This is a genomic window from Streptomyces sp. M41(2017) (genome assembly GCF_002078175.1).
Taxonomy (GTDB): Bacteria; Actinomycetota; Actinomycetes; order Streptomycetales; family Streptomycetaceae; genus Streptomyces.
In genome coordinates this window covers 362,587-380,441 of record NZ_MWFK01000003.1, presented here as the reverse complement: position 1 = coordinate 380,441, position 17,855 = coordinate 362,587, and the positions used below count along the sequence as shown (strand labels likewise).

General features: G+C 71.0%; 9 protein-coding genes and 1 pseudogene. 7 read left to right on the top strand and 3 right to left on the bottom strand.

Going from position 1 to position 17,855, the window contains the following annotated elements:
- Positions 1-304 precede the first annotated feature (304 nt).
- Positions 305-2,322 (top strand): annotated as a pseudogene (locus B0675_RS38365) (NB-ARC domain-containing protein).
- Between the two features lie 264 nt (positions 2,323-2,586).
- The gene (locus tag B0675_RS38360; protein ID WP_081224392.1) at positions 2,587-5,718 is read left to right on the top strand and encodes a GH92 family glycosyl hydrolase; all 3,132 of its coding nucleotides are present in this window, start codon (positions 2,587-2,589) and stop codon (positions 5,716-5,718) included.
- Between the two features lie 57 nt (positions 5,719-5,775).
- On the opposite strand, the gene B0675_RS38355 is transcribed toward B0675_RS38360, so the two are convergent.
- A complete protein-coding gene (locus B0675_RS38355; protein ID WP_179165554.1) occupies positions 5,776-8,103 on the bottom strand; it encodes an FUSC family protein in 2,328 nt (775 codons plus the stop codon).
- A gap of 274 nt (positions 8,104-8,377) precedes the next feature.
- On the opposite strand from B0675_RS38355, the gene B0675_RS38350 reads away from it, so the two are divergent.
- The gene (locus B0675_RS38350) at positions 8,378-9,802 is read left to right on the top strand and encodes an FG-GAP repeat protein (protein WP_081224390.1); all 1,425 of its coding nucleotides are present in this window, start codon (positions 8,378-8,380) and stop codon (positions 9,800-9,802) included.
- A 57-nt stretch (positions 9,803-9,859) separates the two neighbouring features.
- On the top strand, positions 9,860-10,792 hold the full coding sequence (locus B0675_RS38345) for an alpha/beta hydrolase (RefSeq protein ID WP_081224389.1): 933 nt from the start codon (positions 9,860-9,862) through the stop codon (positions 10,790-10,792).
- A gap of 74 nt (positions 10,793-10,866) precedes the next feature.
- On the opposite strand, the gene B0675_RS38340 is transcribed toward B0675_RS38345, so the two are convergent.
- Positions 10,867-11,472: a TetR family transcriptional regulator gene (locus B0675_RS38340; RefSeq protein WP_081224388.1), complete on the bottom strand. Its 606-nt coding sequence runs from the start codon at positions 11,470-11,472 to the stop codon at positions 10,867-10,869.
- Positions 11,473-11,545: 73 nt separating this feature from the next.
- Between B0675_RS38340 and B0675_RS38335 the strand changes: the two genes are divergently transcribed.
- The gene (locus B0675_RS38335) at positions 11,546-12,073 is read left to right on the top strand and encodes a GNAT family N-acetyltransferase (protein WP_081224387.1); all 528 of its coding nucleotides are present in this window, start codon (positions 11,546-11,548) and stop codon (positions 12,071-12,073) included.
- 113 nt (positions 12,074-12,186) lie between these two features.
- Complete coding sequence (locus B0675_RS38330; RefSeq protein WP_081224597.1) at positions 12,187-12,855, top strand: GntR family transcriptional regulator; 669 nt, start codon at positions 12,187-12,189, stop codon at positions 12,853-12,855.
- A gap of 183 nt (positions 12,856-13,038) precedes the next feature.
- Here the strand turns inward: B0675_RS38330 and B0675_RS38325 are convergent, their stop codons facing one another.
- A complete protein-coding gene (locus tag B0675_RS38325) occupies positions 13,039-15,171 on the bottom strand; it encodes a glycoside hydrolase family 6 protein (protein ID WP_081224386.1) in 2,133 nt (710 codons plus the stop codon).
- Between the two features lie 747 nt (positions 15,172-15,918).
- Here B0675_RS38325 and B0675_RS38320 point away from each other — a divergent pair.
- Entirely contained in the window at positions 15,919-17,742 is a 1,824-nt protein-coding gene (locus B0675_RS38320; protein ID WP_081224385.1) for a cellulase family glycosylhydrolase, read from the top strand.
- Positions 17,743-17,855: the final 113 nt, after the last annotated feature.

The following is a 17,855-nucleotide window of genomic DNA, read 5'->3' as shown; positions in this document are numbered from 1 at the left end:
AGGGGCGTGCCCACCCGGCCCGCCATGCCTGAGAGAGGGGGCGGGCCGGGTGGGTCGCCCGGCAAGGGCACGGTCGAGAGCGCGGTCGATCCGTCCTCACGGGGGCGGCCTCGCCCTGCCGTCCTCCGCCGTCGCGCGCCCTGAGCGTGCTCCCGACCACGTGTCGCTCTCGGCATGGTCGGGCGTCGAACGGAGGAACCGCGGTCGGGGGCAACTCCGATCGGTTGTGACCGATTCCCGCAACCACCCCCAGTGACGTCCACGGGCCGGGCAGGATGGTTCCGTGCTAGGCAACCTCCCGGCCATGACGACCAGCTTCGTCGGCCGCGACAGCGAACTCGACGAGATCGCAACGGCGTTGACCCGACACCGCCTCGTCACCCTCACCGGTGGTGGGGGCGTCGGCAAGAGCCGACTGGCCCTGCGCACGGCGGAACGACTGCGCGGTCGCTATCCCGACGGGGTCTGGTGGGTCGACCTGTCGAACCTCTACGACGACCGACTGTTCACCTCGACGGTGTGCGACGCGGTCGATCTCCTGGACCACAACCCGCGCGCGCCCGTCGAAGCACTGACCGAGTGGCTGACCGGCCGACAGGTCCTGCTCGTCCTCGACTGCTGCGAAAGAGTGCTGGACTCCTGTCACGACCTGATCGGGGAACTGCTCCCCGGAGCTCCACAGTTGTCGGTCCTCGCCACCAGCAGACAGGCCCTCGGCGTCGAGGACGAGCACCGTGTCGAAGTGGCCCGCTCTCGATGGACGCGGGCGGAGACGGCGACGCGGTACGCCTCTTCCGTGAACGCTGCGCCACGGCCGCCCCTGCGGTGTCCCTCGACTCTCCCGGCTCCGCCGACATGGTCGCAGCCATCTGCCGCCGTCTGGAGGGCATCCCGCTGGCCGTCGAACTGGCCTGCGCCCGCCTGCGGGAGAGCAGCCTCACCGAGATGGCCGACCGGCTCGGGTCCCGGCTCGACACGCTCGTCGACGAGACGGCGTGGCCCCGGCGCCACCGGGCCCTTCGCACGGCGATCGGCTGGAGTCACGAACTGTGCTCCCCGATCGAGCGACTGCTGTGGGCGAGGCTCTCCGTGTTCCGTGGCCCCGTCGACGCGGCGGACGCCCGATCCGTCTGCGCGGGCGGCCCGCTCGACGCCCACGACGTCCCACGGCTCCTCGACCGGCTGGTCGACCAGTCCGTCCTCCAACGGGACGGCACCCGCTACCGCATGCTCGACACGCTGTGCGAGTACGGCGCCATGTGGCTCGCGGAGCTCGGTGAGGACGAGACCCTCGCCCGACGTCATGCCGAGCACTACGCCACGGTGCTCGCGGAGGCGGACACCGGCTGGCTCAGCGACCGGCAGGTCGCCTGGTACGCGCGAATCTCCGCAAGCCACCCCGACGTTCGCGCCGCACTCGATCACCTCATCGAGACCGACCCCGACGCGGCCCTGGACGCGGTCGGCCGGACCGGCCTCTTCTGGCCCTGCTGCGGACACCTCCACGAGTCCCGCGACTACCTCGAACGCGTCCTGGCGCTCGACACACCCATGAGCCCTTCCCGCACCCGCGCCCTGTGGGCCCTCGGTATCACCCTCACGCTCCAGGGCGACCATCGGACCGCCCTGCGCGTGGGGGAGGAATGCGCGAGCGCCGCCCGGCAGGACGGCACGGCGCAGTCGGGGCTCTTCGCCGCCCACACCCTCGGGCTCACCCACCTCATGGCCGGCCGCCCCCAGGCCGCGTACGACGTGAGCGACGAGGCCCTGACCGCGCACAGCACCTCGCCCCCGTCGGGCGCGCCGCAGCTCTGCTGCATGGTCATCCGGACCTTCGCCGACTCCGCGCTGGGCCGGCTGGACGAGGCCTATGCCGCGGCCGTCGGCCTGCGCCGGCTCAGTCTCCAGTACGGAGAGCACTGGGCCCGGTCGTACGCGTTCCACCAACTCGCCTTCATCGACCTCCTCCAGGGGCGAGCGCACGACGCCGAACGCCATGCCCGCGCCATGCTCGCCAGCAAGCACAACCTCAACGACAACCTCGGGATCGCCCTCGCTCTCGACCTGCTCACCGGAGCGAACGCGGTGCAGGGCAACGGCGTCGAGGCCGCCCGCACCTCGGGCACCGGCAACACCTTCTGGCGCATGCTCGGCCACCCCGGCCGCGGCACCCCCGAGCTCGCCGAGGTCCGTGACCTGTGGGAGCTCCAGGCCCGGAACGCGGCCGGGGGCGACGCCTACGACAAGGCCTTCCACGACGCGCTGAGCGACGACGCCGAACACGGCCTCGCCCTCGTGCTGCAAGGCCCGCAACCTTCCTGACCTCGGTCTTCGTGGCCCGGAAGGCTGCACTGCGCCGGCTGGTCCAGGCCGCCGGATCCGGAGGGCCGGCGTGCGGCGCCCAACGGGCGGGCGTCGCAAGCCTCTTGACCTTGGCGCGAGCATGACCGACGGTGTGGTGGCCGGGACGCCATTGCACAGGAGTCGCACGTGACACGCTTCAGAACGCACGTCGCAGTCGTAGCCGCCACCGTGGCGGCGCTCGTCGGAGGATCGGGAGGAGTCGCTTCCGCTGCTCTGACAACGTTGTCCAAGCCGGAAAGCGCTCAACTCGTCGAGGATCCGACGGAGTTCGTGGACCCGCTCATCGGAACGGGCAACGGAGGTGAGTCGGTCGGCGAGATCAACAACTTCCCCGGTCCGTCGGCCCCGTTCGGCATGATGCAGTTCTCGCCCGACACGGAGGGCTCGTACGCCGGATACCAGTACCACAGCAGCAGGATCAAGGGCTTCAGCCTCAACCACGCCTCCGTCGGCTGTACCGCATTCGGCGACGTGCCGCTGCTGCCGGTCGCGGGGGACATCGGCAGCGCGCCGTGGGACCGCACCGAGCCGTTCACGCACACCGGCGAAAAGGCGGAGGCCGGCTACTACGCCGTGACCACCGGCGGCGACGCGAAGGTCCGCACCGAACTCACCGCCACCACCCGCACCGGCCTCGCCGCGTTCACCTTCCCCGCCGACACGGGCAAGCAGGCGCAGGTCCTCGTCAAGGGCGGCGGCAGCCTCGCCGGCGACAAGAAGGCCGATCTGGAGATCTCGGGAGACCGCCAGGTCACCGGATCCGCGACCACGGGCAATTTCTGCGGCAAGGGCAACGAGTACACCGTGCACTACGCGATCACCTTCGATCGCCCGTTCGTCGCGCACGGCACCTGGGACGGCAAGGCGGTGACGGCGGGCGGCGACGCGGTGGACGCCTCGAGGGCAGGCGCCTATCTGACCTTCGACACGGGCGACGAGCGCACGGTGCGGGCCAGGGTGTCCATGTCGTACGTCTCCGTGGCCGGAGCCGAGGCCAACATGGCAGCGGAGATGCCCGGTTGGAACCAGGACGACGTGCGACGGCAGACCCGCGACCAGTGGAAGCAGGCGCTGCGGAAGATCCGCGTCGGCGGAGGCGAGACCGGTGAGAGGAAGATGTTCTACACCTTCCTCTACCACTCACTGATGCACCCGAACACCTTCGACGACGCCGACGGCCGCTACATCGGCTTCGACGACAAAGTGCGCACCCTGCCCGAAGGGCGTACGCAGTACGCCAACTTCTCCGACTGGGACACCTACCGCTCGCTCGCGCCGCTCCAGGCGATGCTGTTCCCCCGGCAGGCCAGTGACATGGCCCAGTCCCTCGTCAACGACGCGGAGCAGGGCGGCTGGTGGCCGCGCTGGCCCCTCGCGAACGACTACACAGGCCAGATGACCGGCGACAACTCCGTTCCGTTGATCGCCAACCTGTACGCCTACGGGGCACGCGACTTCGACCTCAAGACGGCCGTGAAGTACCTGGTCAAGGGTGCTACATCGGTGGACCGCACGCCAGGTGCCTACCAGGAGCGGCCCGGCATCGAGGCCTACATGGAGCGGGGCTACGCGAACAACAGCACCGTGCGCGGGGACCACGCGCGCGTCGGCGCCTCCGTCACCCTCGAATGGGCGATCGACGACTTCGCCATCGCGCAGCTGGCGCAGGCCGCCGGTGACCACGACACGGCGCGCGCCTTCACCCGCCGGGGCCAGAACTGGCAGAACATCCTCAATCCCGCGACCGGCTACCTCTCCCCGCGCGGCGAGGACGGCCTCTTCCCGGACGGCCCCGGCTACCAGCCGCCCCCGGAGGGCAAGTTCGGCCAGGACGGCTTCGACGAGGGCAACGCTGCCCAGTACAACTGGCTCGTCCCGCAGAACACAGCCGGTCTGATCCAGGCCATGGGCGGACGCGATGCGGCGGCGAAGCGCCTCGACACCTTCTTCGGCAAACTCAACGCCGGGCCCAACGAGCCGTTCATGTGGGCGGGCAACGAGATCGACTTCGGTGTTCCGTGGGTGTACAACCACGTGGGGCAGCCCTGGAAGACGCAGGAGAGGGTCCGTTCGATCGCGACCGGCCTGTTCCGTCCCACCCCCGACGGTGAGCCCGGCAACGACGACCTCGGCGCCCAGTCCTCCTGGTACGTGTGGGCCGCCATGGGGCTCTACCCCGCCACACCGGGCACCGCCGACCTGTCGGTGCACAGCCCGCTCTTCCCCCGCGTGGTCGTGGATCTTCCCGGCGGCGGGCGGGACCTGGACCTGCGCGCTCCGCGAGCGGCCGCCGGCGCACCCTACGTTCACGGGCTGCGACTCGACGGCCGTGACTACGAACGGACGTACCTGCCGAAGTCCGCGGTGACGAGGGGCGGCCGACTGGACTTCGACCTGTCCGGCACACCGGACAGGACCTGGGCCACCTCCACGCAGGCGGCTCCGCCGTCGTACCGCGAAGGGGAGCAGGACTTCCTGGCGTACGCGGCCCGCAACCAGGTGACCGTGTCACCGGGCGGCGACGGCACCAAGCTCACGGTGCACGGGCAGCGGCTGGCCGGGCACGACCGCACGCTGACGGTCGCCGCCGACGCTCCGGCGGGGCTGACGGTGTCCGGCGGCCGCATGAACCTCGCGACAGGCACGGGTTCCGGTACCTCCGAAGTGACCGTGAAGGCGGCGGCCGGGACGGACCCCGGCTACTACGAGGTGCCGTTCACCGTCCGGGGCCGGGGCGGTGACACGGTCCACCGCACCGTGATCGTCCTCGTCGCCGAGGAGGGCGGTGTCACCGCTGCCCTGAGCGGCGCCTACGGGGTCGTCGGCGTGTCGAGCGACGACCTGCCGGCCGGTGCCGATCTCGACGGGGCGGGCAACAGCTACTCGCGGCAGGCGCTGGCCGCGGCCGGCCTCGAGGGCGGTACCGCGGTCGACGTCTCCGGCACGCGTTTCGTCTGGCCCGGCCCGCCCCAGGGCCGCCCCGACAGCATCACCGCGAACGGCCAGCGCCTCGACCTCGCCGCCGACACCAAGGACGCCACACGCCTGGTCTTCGTCGGCTCGGCCACGAACGGAGATCACCAGGCGAGCGCCACGGTCACCTTCACCGACGGCACGACCGACGAGGCGGACTTGTCCTTCGGCGACTGGACCCGGCCCGGCGGCGGGACGGATCCGGTCTACGGAAACACCGTCGTGGCGAGGACCGAGTACCGCAACAGCGCGGGCGGCAGGGGCGACGCGGCGTTCGTCTTCGCCACGAAGCCCTATGAGGTGCCGGACGGCAAGCAGGTCACGTCCGTCACCCTCCCCGAGGAGGGAGAGCTGCACATCTTCTCGGTGGGACTCGGCTGACGTCCCCGTGGGCCGGAGGAGGGCGACCGACTCCGGCCCACGAAGGCCGAGAAGCCTCTAGGACCGCCGGAACAGCCTGAGACGGGCGTTGTGTTCCCGCTGCAGCCTGGCAACAGCACGAGCCGGACCCAGTACGCCCTGCTGGAGACGTCGGGCGGCCTCGATGTGGTCCGCGGTCCACACGACCCTGATGGCGGTCGAGGAACGCCGGTCCTCCTCGTCGCCGAGGTCACGCTCGACCGCGCCGATGAGGCGTTCGTCGGCCGCGCTGTCCTTGAGCCTGGCCTCCGGTACCTCGCCGATCCCCGTCAGGGCCTTCGCCGTCGTCTCGAACCACGTCACCAGCACGTCCCCCGCACGATCGATCTCCGCGCGCGCGGCGGTGCGGTCGGCGGCGGAGGGCGTCTCCCTCTCCCACAGGTCGAGCACCGCGTCGGCCGTCAGCCTGAGCACCGCCACCGCCGTCACCAGGGTGGTGACGTCGGTCAGGGAGAGATGCTTCGTGCCCCGTTCGGCGAGGAAGCCACGGAAGGCGTCGTCCAGCCGCCGTGCGGCGCCTGCCGCGCGATACCGCTCGGCGTCGGGAACCGGAGCGGTGCGCACGAGGCCGTCGCAGCGCGTCACGCCGTAGTCGATCGCGCTGCGCAGATACCGGGAACTCTCGGAGAACCCCTCCGCCAGGGTGTGACCGAGGACGGACGCGGCGCCGCGGGGCCAGAACAGCAGACCGACGACGACGCTCACGGCACAGCCGATCGCGACGTCCTCGATGCGCACGATGCCCACGGTCCAGCCCGTCGGCTGCAGGAGGTTGAACAGAATGAGGATCGATACGGTGAACCCGGCCTGCCCCGCCGCGAAGGAGATGGTCGCCGGGGCGAAGCCCATGAACAGGACGGCGATCGGGAGCAGGATCCACAGGAACGTCGTGTTGGACCCGACCATGTAGATGAGTCCGCCGCCGACGACGATGCCCGCGGTGGTACCGGCGATCGCCCGCAGGGAGTTCTGTCCGGTCAGTACGGCACTGGAGCGCAGCACCGCCAGCGTGCCGAAGGCGACCCAGAAGCTGTGCTGCACTCCCGACAACTCCGCGACGAGGACGGCGAGGGCCAGGGAGATCGCGCCCCGCACACTGTTGTGCAGCCACACCGAGTGCCGCTCGGCATGCGCGCCAGCGCGTTCCTGCGCCGACGCCAGCGTCGAGGCGGCACCTTCGGGGCGTCGCCCCGTGATCTTCTGCCACAGTGTGCGCCGGCGCGCCGCCAGGACGAGGTCGACGTTCCTCGCGATCGCGGACACGGCGAAACTCATCTCCTGGGCGCGGAAACTCGGCTCCAGGGAACTCACGAACCGGGTCGCGGTCCGCTCGCCCCGGCCTTCGGCGGGACTCCGCTCCGCGTCGTGCCCGGTGGCCGTCATCGGCCGGAACGCGGTGACGGCGTTCTCCATCGTGGACCGGGCCTGGACGAGCCGTTCCTGCAGCGGTGCCAGCCCGCCGGGGTCGCTGTCGTCCGTCGCGCCCAGGAGTTCCGCGCTCGCTCGCAGGAGATCCGAGGCGGCCGTCTTCACTCCGCAGACGATCACGTCCGTGGGGCCCGTCTTCTCTCCCACGGGGGCGCGGTCCAGGATCGTGGCGAGGAGCAGCACCTCGTCGACGAGGCGGATCAGGACGCGCGTGGACGTGGAGAGGCCCGTGGGCCGGTACGGGGTGGCGAAGAACGTGTCCCGCAGTGAGGTCACCGCGCCCTTCGCCTCGTCCACGACCGAACCGAGGGCCGTGCGGTCGGCCGTGACGAAGCCGCGCAGCACACAGTCCGCCTCGGCCCTGAGCTGGGCGGCGAGCGCGCCGCACGCGCTCGCCGTGGCGGTCCGCAGAGGCTCGCGTACCGGCGACGGCCACAGGAAGCGGATGGCCAGGAGCGAGGCCACGCCCGCAAGACCCCATCCGGCGAGCCGGTCCGGGATGGCGTCGACCGAACCGGGCAGCGTGGTGGACAGGATGAAGCTGACGAGCAGTGAGGTGGAGGCACCCGCCAGCGCCGAGCTGACCACGCCGGAGAACAGCACGAGGAACGCCACGACCGCCGTGGCCACGGTGGAGAGCCATACCTCGCGGGAGACCAGCGTGCCGAGCGAGATCAGTACCGCGCCCGTCACGATCAACGCCGACTGCTCGGTGAGCCGGTCGCGCATGGGCCCCCCGAACTCCACGAAGAGCAGCAGCCCGATCGATCCGAAAGCGGCGAAGAGCGGGACGACGGGGCTGTCCGTGATCGCCCGTGTCAGGGCGAAGAGGCCAGGAGCGACGATCGCCGCTCTGACAGACCTCCGGAGCGCGGCGTAACCCGCGTCGCGCCGCAGCAGGGACCGCACGGTGTTCACAGCAGATGCCTCCCCGGGCATGTTCGGTCTGTAGGACGTCACTCTGACAGCTCGTTCGATGAACGCACGTCAGGCTTGGGTGTCAGAGGGGTCGTGTGACCACCCCCGGAGCTGGCTCGCGGTCGCGCCGCCCCTTCGCCGCCCGGCCAACGGCGGCGCCCACGCGTCGCGTTCACCTTGTCGACGGGCGCGTACAACCCTTTGGTCATCCGTGGAGTCGTAGGTCACCGAAGCCCGTAGCGGCGATTCGGTTCCACAGACAGGGAGCGTCACCTTGCGCGCACGTACTCTCGCCGTCGCGACGGCGGTCGCCCTCGCCGTCGCGGGGCTCGCCGCCCCGGCCGCCGTCGGGACCCCGGCCGTGCTCACCTACGACTTCAACGGGGACGGCTACCGCGATCTGGCCATCGGCACCCCCAAGGCGAGCGGGGGCACGGTCACCGTGGTCTTCGGCTCGGCATCCGGAGTCAGCCCCGCCCGCTCGGTGAGCGTCACCCAGGACACCCCGGGCGTCCCGGGAGTGTCGGAGAGCGTGGACCGGTTCGGCGAGAACGTCACCAGCGGCGACGTCAACAGCGACGGCTACGCCGACCTCATCGTCGGCGCGCCCGGCGAGGAGGTCACCGGCAAACCCCGTGGCTCGGTCACCATCATCTGGGGCGGGGCGAAGCCCTTCACATCGGGCGGCATGTCGCTCACCGCCCCGACCGCTGAGGCGTCCGGGTTCGGTGAGGGCGCCGCCTTCGCCGACCTGGACGGCGACGGCGCCGAGAACCTCGTCGTCGTGGGCGACGACACCTTCTGGTGGTACGGCGACGGAAAGCCCACCCAGGACGGCGCGCTGGCCCCGGAGGTCGACTTCCTGCCGCCCGGGGTGCGACTGGACGGGGTCGTCGCCGGCCGCTTCTCCGCCACGGACGGCAACGACTTCGTGGTGCACGGCAGGATCGACGACGCGAGCGGCACCACCTCCACCGCCTATCTCGGCCTCCTGCGCGGCGGCCCCGGGGACATCGGCCTGTCGTACTCGGTCCTGGCCGCGGGCAACACCCCCGGCGGCACCGTGTTCTCGGCAGCCGTGGCGGGCGGAGACATCAACGGCGACGGCTACGACGACCTGGTCACCGGTAACACCGGCGCCGGAAAGGGCGGTTCGTTCACCGTCAGGTACGGAACCTCGACCGGACTCCCCGTCACGGGCACGACCTACACCCAGGCCAGCGCGGGCGTACCGGGCACCGACGAGCCGTACGACAACTTCGGCGCGGCCGTCGCGGTGGGGGACGCGACCGGCGACGCACGCGCCGACGTCGCCGTCGGCGCCCCGTACGAGACGGTGGACGGCGTCCGCAATGTAGGCAACATCGTTCTCCTGAAGGGCAGTTGGAACGGAATCAGCACGAGCGGCGCCCAGTCCTTCCATCAGGCCACACCGGGTGTGCCGGGCGCTGCCGAGGCAGGGGACCACTTCGGCTCGTCGGTGAGGCTGCGCGACATCAACCGCAACGGAAAGGCGGATCTCGCGGTCGGCGCGTACGGCGAGGACGTCCTGCCGGGCGGATACGACGACGGGGCGGCGTGGGTGCTGCGCGGCTCGACCGCGGGTCTGACGAGCACGTCCGCGACCGCCTTCAACGCCACGGACTTCGGCTACCCCGTCGTCGACGGACGCAGGTTCGCGGACACGTTCGGCCGCTGACCGGGCGGGCCGTCGCTCCCGGATGCGAGCCCGCGATCGCAAGAGGACGCTGGAGGTATGCGATGCCGATGGCGTGCGTCCAGCGGCGTGGCGGCCGTGGCGGCCGTCGTGCTGCTGGTCGCCGCCACTCCCGGATCGGCCGGCGGGGACACGGACCAGCGGGTGGACGTCGGCGGCGGACGAAGCGTGTACCTCCACTGCTCGGGATCCGGGAGCCCCACCGTCGTGCTGGTGTCCGGACTGCACGAATCATCCGACCCGTGGTCGCTCTCCGACGTCAAACCGCCCGTCCCGAAGACCCCGGTGCTGCCGGGCGTGGCCCGCTTCACCCGCGTGTGCACCTACGACCGCCCCGGCACCCTGCGCTACTCGCAGCCGCCGGCGCTCACCACCCGCACCACACCCGAGCGCGGCACCCGGAAACTGCCCGCCATGGTCGACGAACTGAACCGTGTACTCACCGCGGGCCACGTGCCGGGACCGTACCTGCTGGTGGGGCACTCCTTCGGTGGCATGATCGCGCTCCGCTACGCCCAGGAGCACCCGAAGAAGACCCGGGGCCTGGTCCTGGTCGACGCGCTCGGACCCGGACTGAAGCCCGCGATGGGCGACGCCTGGCCCGCCTACGTGGATGCGCTGCGGCACCCCGGCACCGCCTTCGACAACGACCCGGAATTCGAGCAGGTCGACATCGACGGCGGCGTCACGGACATCCAGCGGGGCGGCCCGCTGCCCCCGGTGCCGCTCGCGGTGCTCAGCAAGACGGCACCCTTCGCCGCACCGCCCGGCATGGACAAGGCTCTGCTGAAGAAGCTGGAGGCCGCCTGGCCCAAGGCCCAGCAGGCGCTGGTGGGCCTCCGGCCGCAGACCCCGCAGATTCTGGCGACGGGCAGCGACCACTACGTCCTGCTCCACGACCCGGACCTCACCACCGCGGCGATGCGCCTCGTCGCGGACCGCGCCGCCGACGCGCCCACGCCTCCGTCGTGACGGGCCGGTGGGCGGTGTTGCCGTCCTCGCACGGTACCGAAGCACGGCGTCCTGAACAGGCGGGCGGGCGCGGTCTATTCAGGCTCCGCGCCCACCGGCCGTGAGGGGCCCAGCAGCTCCAGTTGCTTGCGGACAGCCGCGCTCGCCCGGGGCTCGTCGTCGGTCGCGAGCAGGTCGAGGAGCGCTCCTCGGAGTGTCGCGAGGACCAGGGAGCGGCGGGTGACGCCGTCGGCGCTGTCGCGCTCCGCGGGTGGCTGACAGCCGGCGAGTACGTCGAGCCAGTCGTCGACGGTGGCGCGCGCGAAGCCGGCCCAGGCGCCGCCCGGGTCGACGAGGGACCGGGCGTAGGCCTCGGCCCAGAGCCGCAGCAGAGCGCGGTGTTCGCCGGCGGCCAGCCACGTCCACACCTGGTCGGCCGCGGGCACGAGGCCGATGGGCCGGTCGGCCTGCCTGAGACGGTCCAGAAGCGCGAGCTCGTCGCTCCGCGCCCGCTCCAGGAGGGCCCGCACGAGTCCGTCCTTGTTGCCGAACAGGAACATCAGCACCCGCGTGCTGGAGCCGATGGCCTCGGCGAGCGGACGCAGTGACAGTTCGGCCAGGCCGTGGGTGAGCGCGTACCCGTAGGCGGCCTCCAGGAGTTCGACCTGCCGTGCGGACGGGGTTGCTGTTCCGGGGGACATGGACCTAGCCTAAGCCCACTGACACGATCGTGTCAGTAACGTATGGCGTCCATGAAAACTCGGAGAGTGACACATGTCGGAGCAGCGTGCCGAACGGCAGGTCGTCGTCCGCCGTGCCGACCGGCCCGGCGACCTCGGCTGGGCCGTGATGGCTCACGGGGAGCTCTACGACCAGGAGTTCGGCTGGGACACCGACTTCGAGGCACTCGTGGCCAAGATCGTCGCCGAGTACGCGGCCAAGCACGACCCGGACAGGGAAGCGGCCTGGATCGCCGAGGTCGACGGCCGGCGCGCGGGATGTGTCTTCATCGTGGACGGTGACCGGCCCGGCGTCGCCCAGCTGCGGATCCTGCTCGTCGCTCCGGACGCCCGTGGCCTCGGCCTCGGTCCCCGTCTCGTCGGGGAATGCCTCGCCTTCGCTCGCACCGCCGGCTACCGGCAGGTGACCCTCTGGACCAACGACGTCCTGGTGTCGGCGCGCAGGATCTACGAGCGGTTCGGCTTCACCCTCACCGATCAGGAACCCCATCACAGCTTCGGCCACGACCTCGTGGGCCAGACATGGACCCTCGACCTCGACGACCGCCCGGCGAACGGCTGAGCAGCCCTTCCTTTCTGGACGGCGCATCTCGGGAGCCGGTCGTGGTGGGGCCCTTTCCCCGGCCTGGCGAGGTGCCTAGATTGGGGGAGCGAGATGGATCAGTGGAGGCCGAGATGGTGTTCGAGAGGCTGTCCCAAGGCTCATTGCCCGGGCCGGCGCGCCCGGAGCCACGGCGCGACCGGGTGTACGAGGCTTTGCTGGAGCTGATCGGCTCGCAGGAGCTGCCTCCTGGCCGACACCTGATCGAGGACGAACTCGCCCGCCACCTGGGTGTCTCACGACAGCCGGTGCGCGAGGCCCTGCAGCGCCTCAACTCCGAGGGCTGGGTGGATCTTCGGCCGGCCAAGGGGGCGTTCGTCCACACGCCGACCGAGGACGAGACCGACCAGCTCTTCGGCGTCCGCGCGCTGTTGGAGACGGAGGCCGCGCGGTTGGCCGCCATGGGCTCGTCCGCCCCGGCGGACTTGGACCGACTGGACCACTTGTGTGCCGCGGGCGAAGCGGCGGTCGCGGCGGACGACGTAGAGGCCGCGGTCGACGCCAACGCCACGTTCCACGCCTGTGTACGGGAGCTGGCGGGGAACACCGTGCTGGCCGAACTGGCCGTGCACGTCGAACGCCGGGTGCGCCGCTACTACACCCCCATCGTCCACCAGGCCTGGGTGGAACATCGCGAGCTGATCGCCGCCATCGCCCACGGTGACGGCGGTCGCGCCGAGAGCGTGATGCGCGCCCATACGGTCGACGCCAGGACACGCTTCCCTCCGCGGACAGCCGGATGACGGTCCGGTGATGCGTGGCGTGCCGTCGGCGCGTTGACAGGCCGGCCGCCTCGTCCAGCCGACGGACGAGCCGGCCGTCGCCGCTCTTCGTGCGCCGAGGACCGGCCCGCACGCGGCGAACCGACGGGCCGGGGGCCGGAACGTCGCCGTCCCGGCCCCCGGCCCCCGTTCACTCCGGCCGCTCTACGGCTCGGTACCCCAGACGAGGGTGCCCGCCACGTACACGGTCACCTTCGCCGCGTCCGCGTAGGAGCTGTTGGCGCCGCGGCTGTAGTCGTTCGACTCGTCGAAGCTCGACCAGTCCGATTTGGCCAGGCGCAACTGGAGGTCACCGCTGTCGGCTCCGGCGGCGAGCGAACCGGAGGTGAAGCCCACCTCCAGGTAGTGATCCGCACCCGTGCGGCTCGGGGAGACGCCGCTCACCGAGGTCTTCACCGTCGAGCAGCCGAGCTGTGCCCAGTCGCAGAACGTCTGGTAACCGGCGGAGGAGGACTCCCCGGTGAACCAGTAGCGGATGGTCACCTTGGACAGATCGACCGCGGTGGAACCACCGTTGACGAGCTTGAGACCGGGCCTGATCCCGTTGTCGGTGGCGGATGAGTCGTTGTTCTTGTACTGCGCCTTGACGCCCGGTGTACCCCCACCGCCGCCCGACGCCTTGGTGGTGGCGGACACCGCCGTGGACGAGGCCGAGACATTGCCTGCCGCGTCCTTGGCCTTGACGGTGTACGCGTACGTGGTGGAGGCGGACAGCCCGGTGTCGGTGTAGGACGTGGTGGTGGCGCTGCCGACCTTGGTGCCGTCGCGGTAGACGTCGTATCCGGTGACGGCGGTGTTGTCCGTCGAGGCGTTCCAGCTCAGGGTGGCGCTGGTGCTCGTCGTGGAACCGACCGCGAGACCGCCGGGCACGGTCGGGGCCTGCGTGTCACCGCCACCGCCGCCCGATCCGCTCACCGGCGGGTTGGCGTTCGCGAGCAGCTGACGGAACTGGGCGGAGAACCAGTGCCCGGCGAGCGGGGAGTTGGGCAGTGCTCCGGTGAGGTTGTTCCCGTTCCGCCCGTTCCCGGTGTACGTGGGATCGCACATCCGGTCGAAGCCCTTGCCCTCGTCGTTGTCGAGGGCCTGGCTCGCCCCGTCCGACTCACCCGGCGGTTTGGCCCACACATAGGCGTCGATCCCGGTGTCGGGCGCGGTCGCCGGGCGCTCGCCGAGCCCCGCGCCGCTCTGGTTGCACCAGTTGCCCGCGTGGATGCGCCGGTCGATGCGACCGCCGTCCACGTAGGCGTCGACACTCGTGGTCGGGCCGGGACCGGTCGGCCGGCCCGAACCGCCCCAGCCGTTGCGCGAGGTGTCGATGAGCATGCCGATACCGGAGTCGAAGCCCTGCGCGACGAGCGCGGTGCGCAGCCCCTGCGCGTACGAGCTCTCGTCGTCGTACTGGTTCCAGTCGATCCACTTGGACTGGCGCACCGTCTGCCCGTTCACCGTGTCCGTCACCTTGACGTACGGCTCCTTGGTGGCCGAGTAGTTGGCGGTGTTGACGATGAAGCCCGTCACGTCGTTCACGGTGGCGCCGTTGGTGGTGGCGGCCTTCTTGAACTCCTGCGCCGACGGTGTGAGGTTGCTGTCCCAGCCGAGCCAGCCGTGGTGACCGGCGTCGATGTAGTTGTAGGCGTTGGGCAGAGCGCCGAGCTTGTGCAGGGCGTAGCCGACGCCCTTCTCGTAGTTGCCGTTGGCCTTCATGGTGGCGCACTCGGGCGTGGAGCCGGCGGTGCCTCCCGCGTTGGTCACGAGGTTGGGCAGCGAGTCGGGCTCGATCAGGTTGACGATCCGCAGGCTCGCGTACGCGGGGTCGGCGAGGATCGCGGCGATCGGGTCGATGTAGTCGCTCTGGTAGGTGGCCAGGTCGTCCGGACCGAGTTCGCCGTTGGAGGCGAGCGCCGCGCAGTCGCGGCCCGGCAGGTCGTAGATGACCAATTGGACGAGGTTGGCACCCTGGGCCTTGGCCGCGTCCAGGTGCGCCTTGAGACCGCGGGCGTCGGCGGTGCCCTGGATCGCGGCCATCCGGTCCAGCCAGACGAAGGTCGGCTGGTTGGAGACGGCCGAACCGCCCGGCTCGGCCGCGGCCTTGGCCGACCAGTCGGGGTTCACGTACGCCTTCGCGCCGACGTAGGGGTTGTCGAGTTTGGCGGCCGCGGTCGCGGTGGTCGGGACAGCGGTGACGGACAGGGCTCCGAGAAGGGCGCCGGCGGCCAGAGCGGCGGTGCGCTTCGGGCCGCTTCGACGCAGGGCGGAGTCAGGTCTACGGGAAGGCATCGGTCATCTCCTGGGGAGAGCGGGCAGGTACGGGCGTGCGGGGACGACGGCGACCGTCCGGTGCGCCGCGTCCCGGGCACGCCGGACGGAAGACCGCCGGACAGGGCGTGCGGGCAGGACGACGGTGCGACCGTGTGCGTCGCGCGGAGTGGAACAGACGGGCCGCCGAACAGGAGCGCGCCGCGGCGCCGACCGGGCGGGGGCCCGGCGTTTCGTCGTCGCGCGCAGACGGTGCCCGGTCGCTGAGGTGACGGCGGGGACAGGGGCACCGAACGTGGGAGCGCTCCCAAGGTGCGACGCCGGAACCGTGGATGTCAACACCCGTGTCAGGAGTGGGTTTCTGACGGGACGTCGAGCGTCTGGTCGGAGTCGCGGGGCGAGTGGTGGCTGCGCGGTGCGCGCGCCAGGTCGCGGTGGGGGTGGAGGGGCGGGAGACCTCCGAGGTGCTCGGTGCGGAACATGGAAGGCGGCTGCCCTGCCTCGACGGTGTGGGGGCGAGGACGTGGCCGAAACGGGCGTGCCCGGTGGCCGACACGTTCGCGAAGGGATGCGATCGCTGCGTGAGGTATTGACGCGGACACGCTTAGTGGCTTCCATGTGCGCAGTCCGGCTTCGATGAGCCGGCCGTCGGGAGCGGGACACTCCTGCCGGTCTGCGGGAGCCGCCATGCCGGATGCCCACCCGCCTGCCCGCCCGGAGACGTGCGCCCAAAAATGGGAGCGCTCCCACCCGGAAAGGACCCCCACCATGCGTCATCCACCCCGCTACCGCGTCAGACGCGCCCTGGTCGCGTTCCTCACCGCGGCGCTCACCGCTCTCGTCCCGCTCGCGGCGGCAGGACCCGTGCAGGCGGCCGTCGCCCCCTCGCCCCCCTCGGCCGCGGCAGCCGCCTCCGGCGCCGGGTACTGGCACACCGACGGCCGCCGGATCCTCGACACGCAGAACCAGCCGGTACGGATGGCCGGCGTCAACTGGTTCGGGTTCGAGACGGCCAACTACGTCGCGCACGGCCTCTGGTCCCGCGACTACAAGTCCATGATCGACCAGATGAAGACGCTGGGCTACAACACCATCCGCCTGCCCTACAGCGACGACATCTTCAAGGGCACCCAGCCCAACGGCATCACCTACGCCAACGGCCTGAACACCGATCTGGCGGGCCTCAACTCGCTTCAGGTGATGGACAAGATCGTCGACTACGCCGGGTCGATCGGCCTCAAGGTCGTCCTCGACCGGCATCGCCCCGACTCCTCGGGCCAGTCGGCGCTCTGGTACACCTCCGCCGTGCCCGAGACGACCTGGATCTCCGACCTCAAGGCACTGGCGGCGCGGTATCAGGGCAACACGGCGGTGATCGGCATCGACCTGCACAACGAGCCCCACGACCCGGCCTGTTGGGGATGCGGAGACACGAGCCTCGACTGGCGGCTCGCCGCCGAGCGGGCCGGCAACGCGGTCCTTTCCGTCAATCCCGGTCTGCTGATATTCGTCGAGGGCGTGCAGACGGTGAACGGTCAGAGCAACTGGTGGGGAGGCAACCTCGCCGGGGTCGCCACGGCCCCGGTACGCCTGAGCGTCGCCGACCGCCTCGTCTACTCGGCCCACGACTACGCCACCAGCGTCGCCCAGCAACCGTGGTTCAGCGACCCGTCGTTCCCGGCGAACATGCCGGCCATCTGGGACAAGAACTGGGGCTACATCTTCAAGCAGAACATCGCCCCCGTCTGGCTCGGCGAGTTCGGTACCACGCTGCAGTCCACGGTGGACCAGAAGTGGCTCGCGGCCCTCGTCGACTACCTGCGCCCGACGAGCACGTACGGCGCGGACAGCTTCAACTGGACCTTCTGGTCGTGGAATCCGGACTCCGGCGACACCGGCGGCATCCTCAAGGACGACTGGCAGACCGTGGACACGGTCAAGGACGGCTACCTCGCCGCCATCAAGGCCCCGGGATTCACCGGGGGCGGGGGAGGGGGAGGCGGTGACACGACCGCGCCGTCGACGCCGAGCGGACTCGCGGTCACGGCCACCACCGCGTCGAGTGTGTCGTTGTCGTGGAAACCGTCCACCGACGACACCGCGGTGGCGGGCTACGACGTCTACCGCGGCACCGGCAGGGTCGGTCAGGTGACGGGCACGTCCTTCACCGACGCGGGCCTCACCGCCGGGACCCGGTACGACTACTCGGTGCGGGCACGCGACGCGGCCGGCAACACCTCCCCGGCGTCCGCTTCGGTCGCCGCGACGACCACCGGCACCGGGGGCGGCTCCGCCGGCTGCAAGGCCACGTACAAGGTCAGCAGCGACTGGGGCAGCGGGTTCAACGCCGACATCACGGTCACCAACACGGGCACCTCGGCGACCAAGTCGTGGCAGGTCACCTGGGACTGGCCGGGAAACCAGACCGTCTCCGGGATGTGGAACGCCTCCTACAGTCAGGTCGGCAGGACGGTGACCGCGAGCAACGCCGACCACAACGGCGCCGTCGCGGCCGGCGCCTCCACCAGCTTCGGCTTCGGTGCCGCGCCGGGCGGGGCCGGTACACCCGTACTGAACTGCCGCACCACATAGGAAAATCGTTCGCCCCTGCCCCGGACAGGGTGGTGCACGCCGCACGGCGAGGTCCACGTGCAGAGAGCGCACCTCGGCACGGCACATGTCGTGGCGAGCCTCGCCGCGCGGCG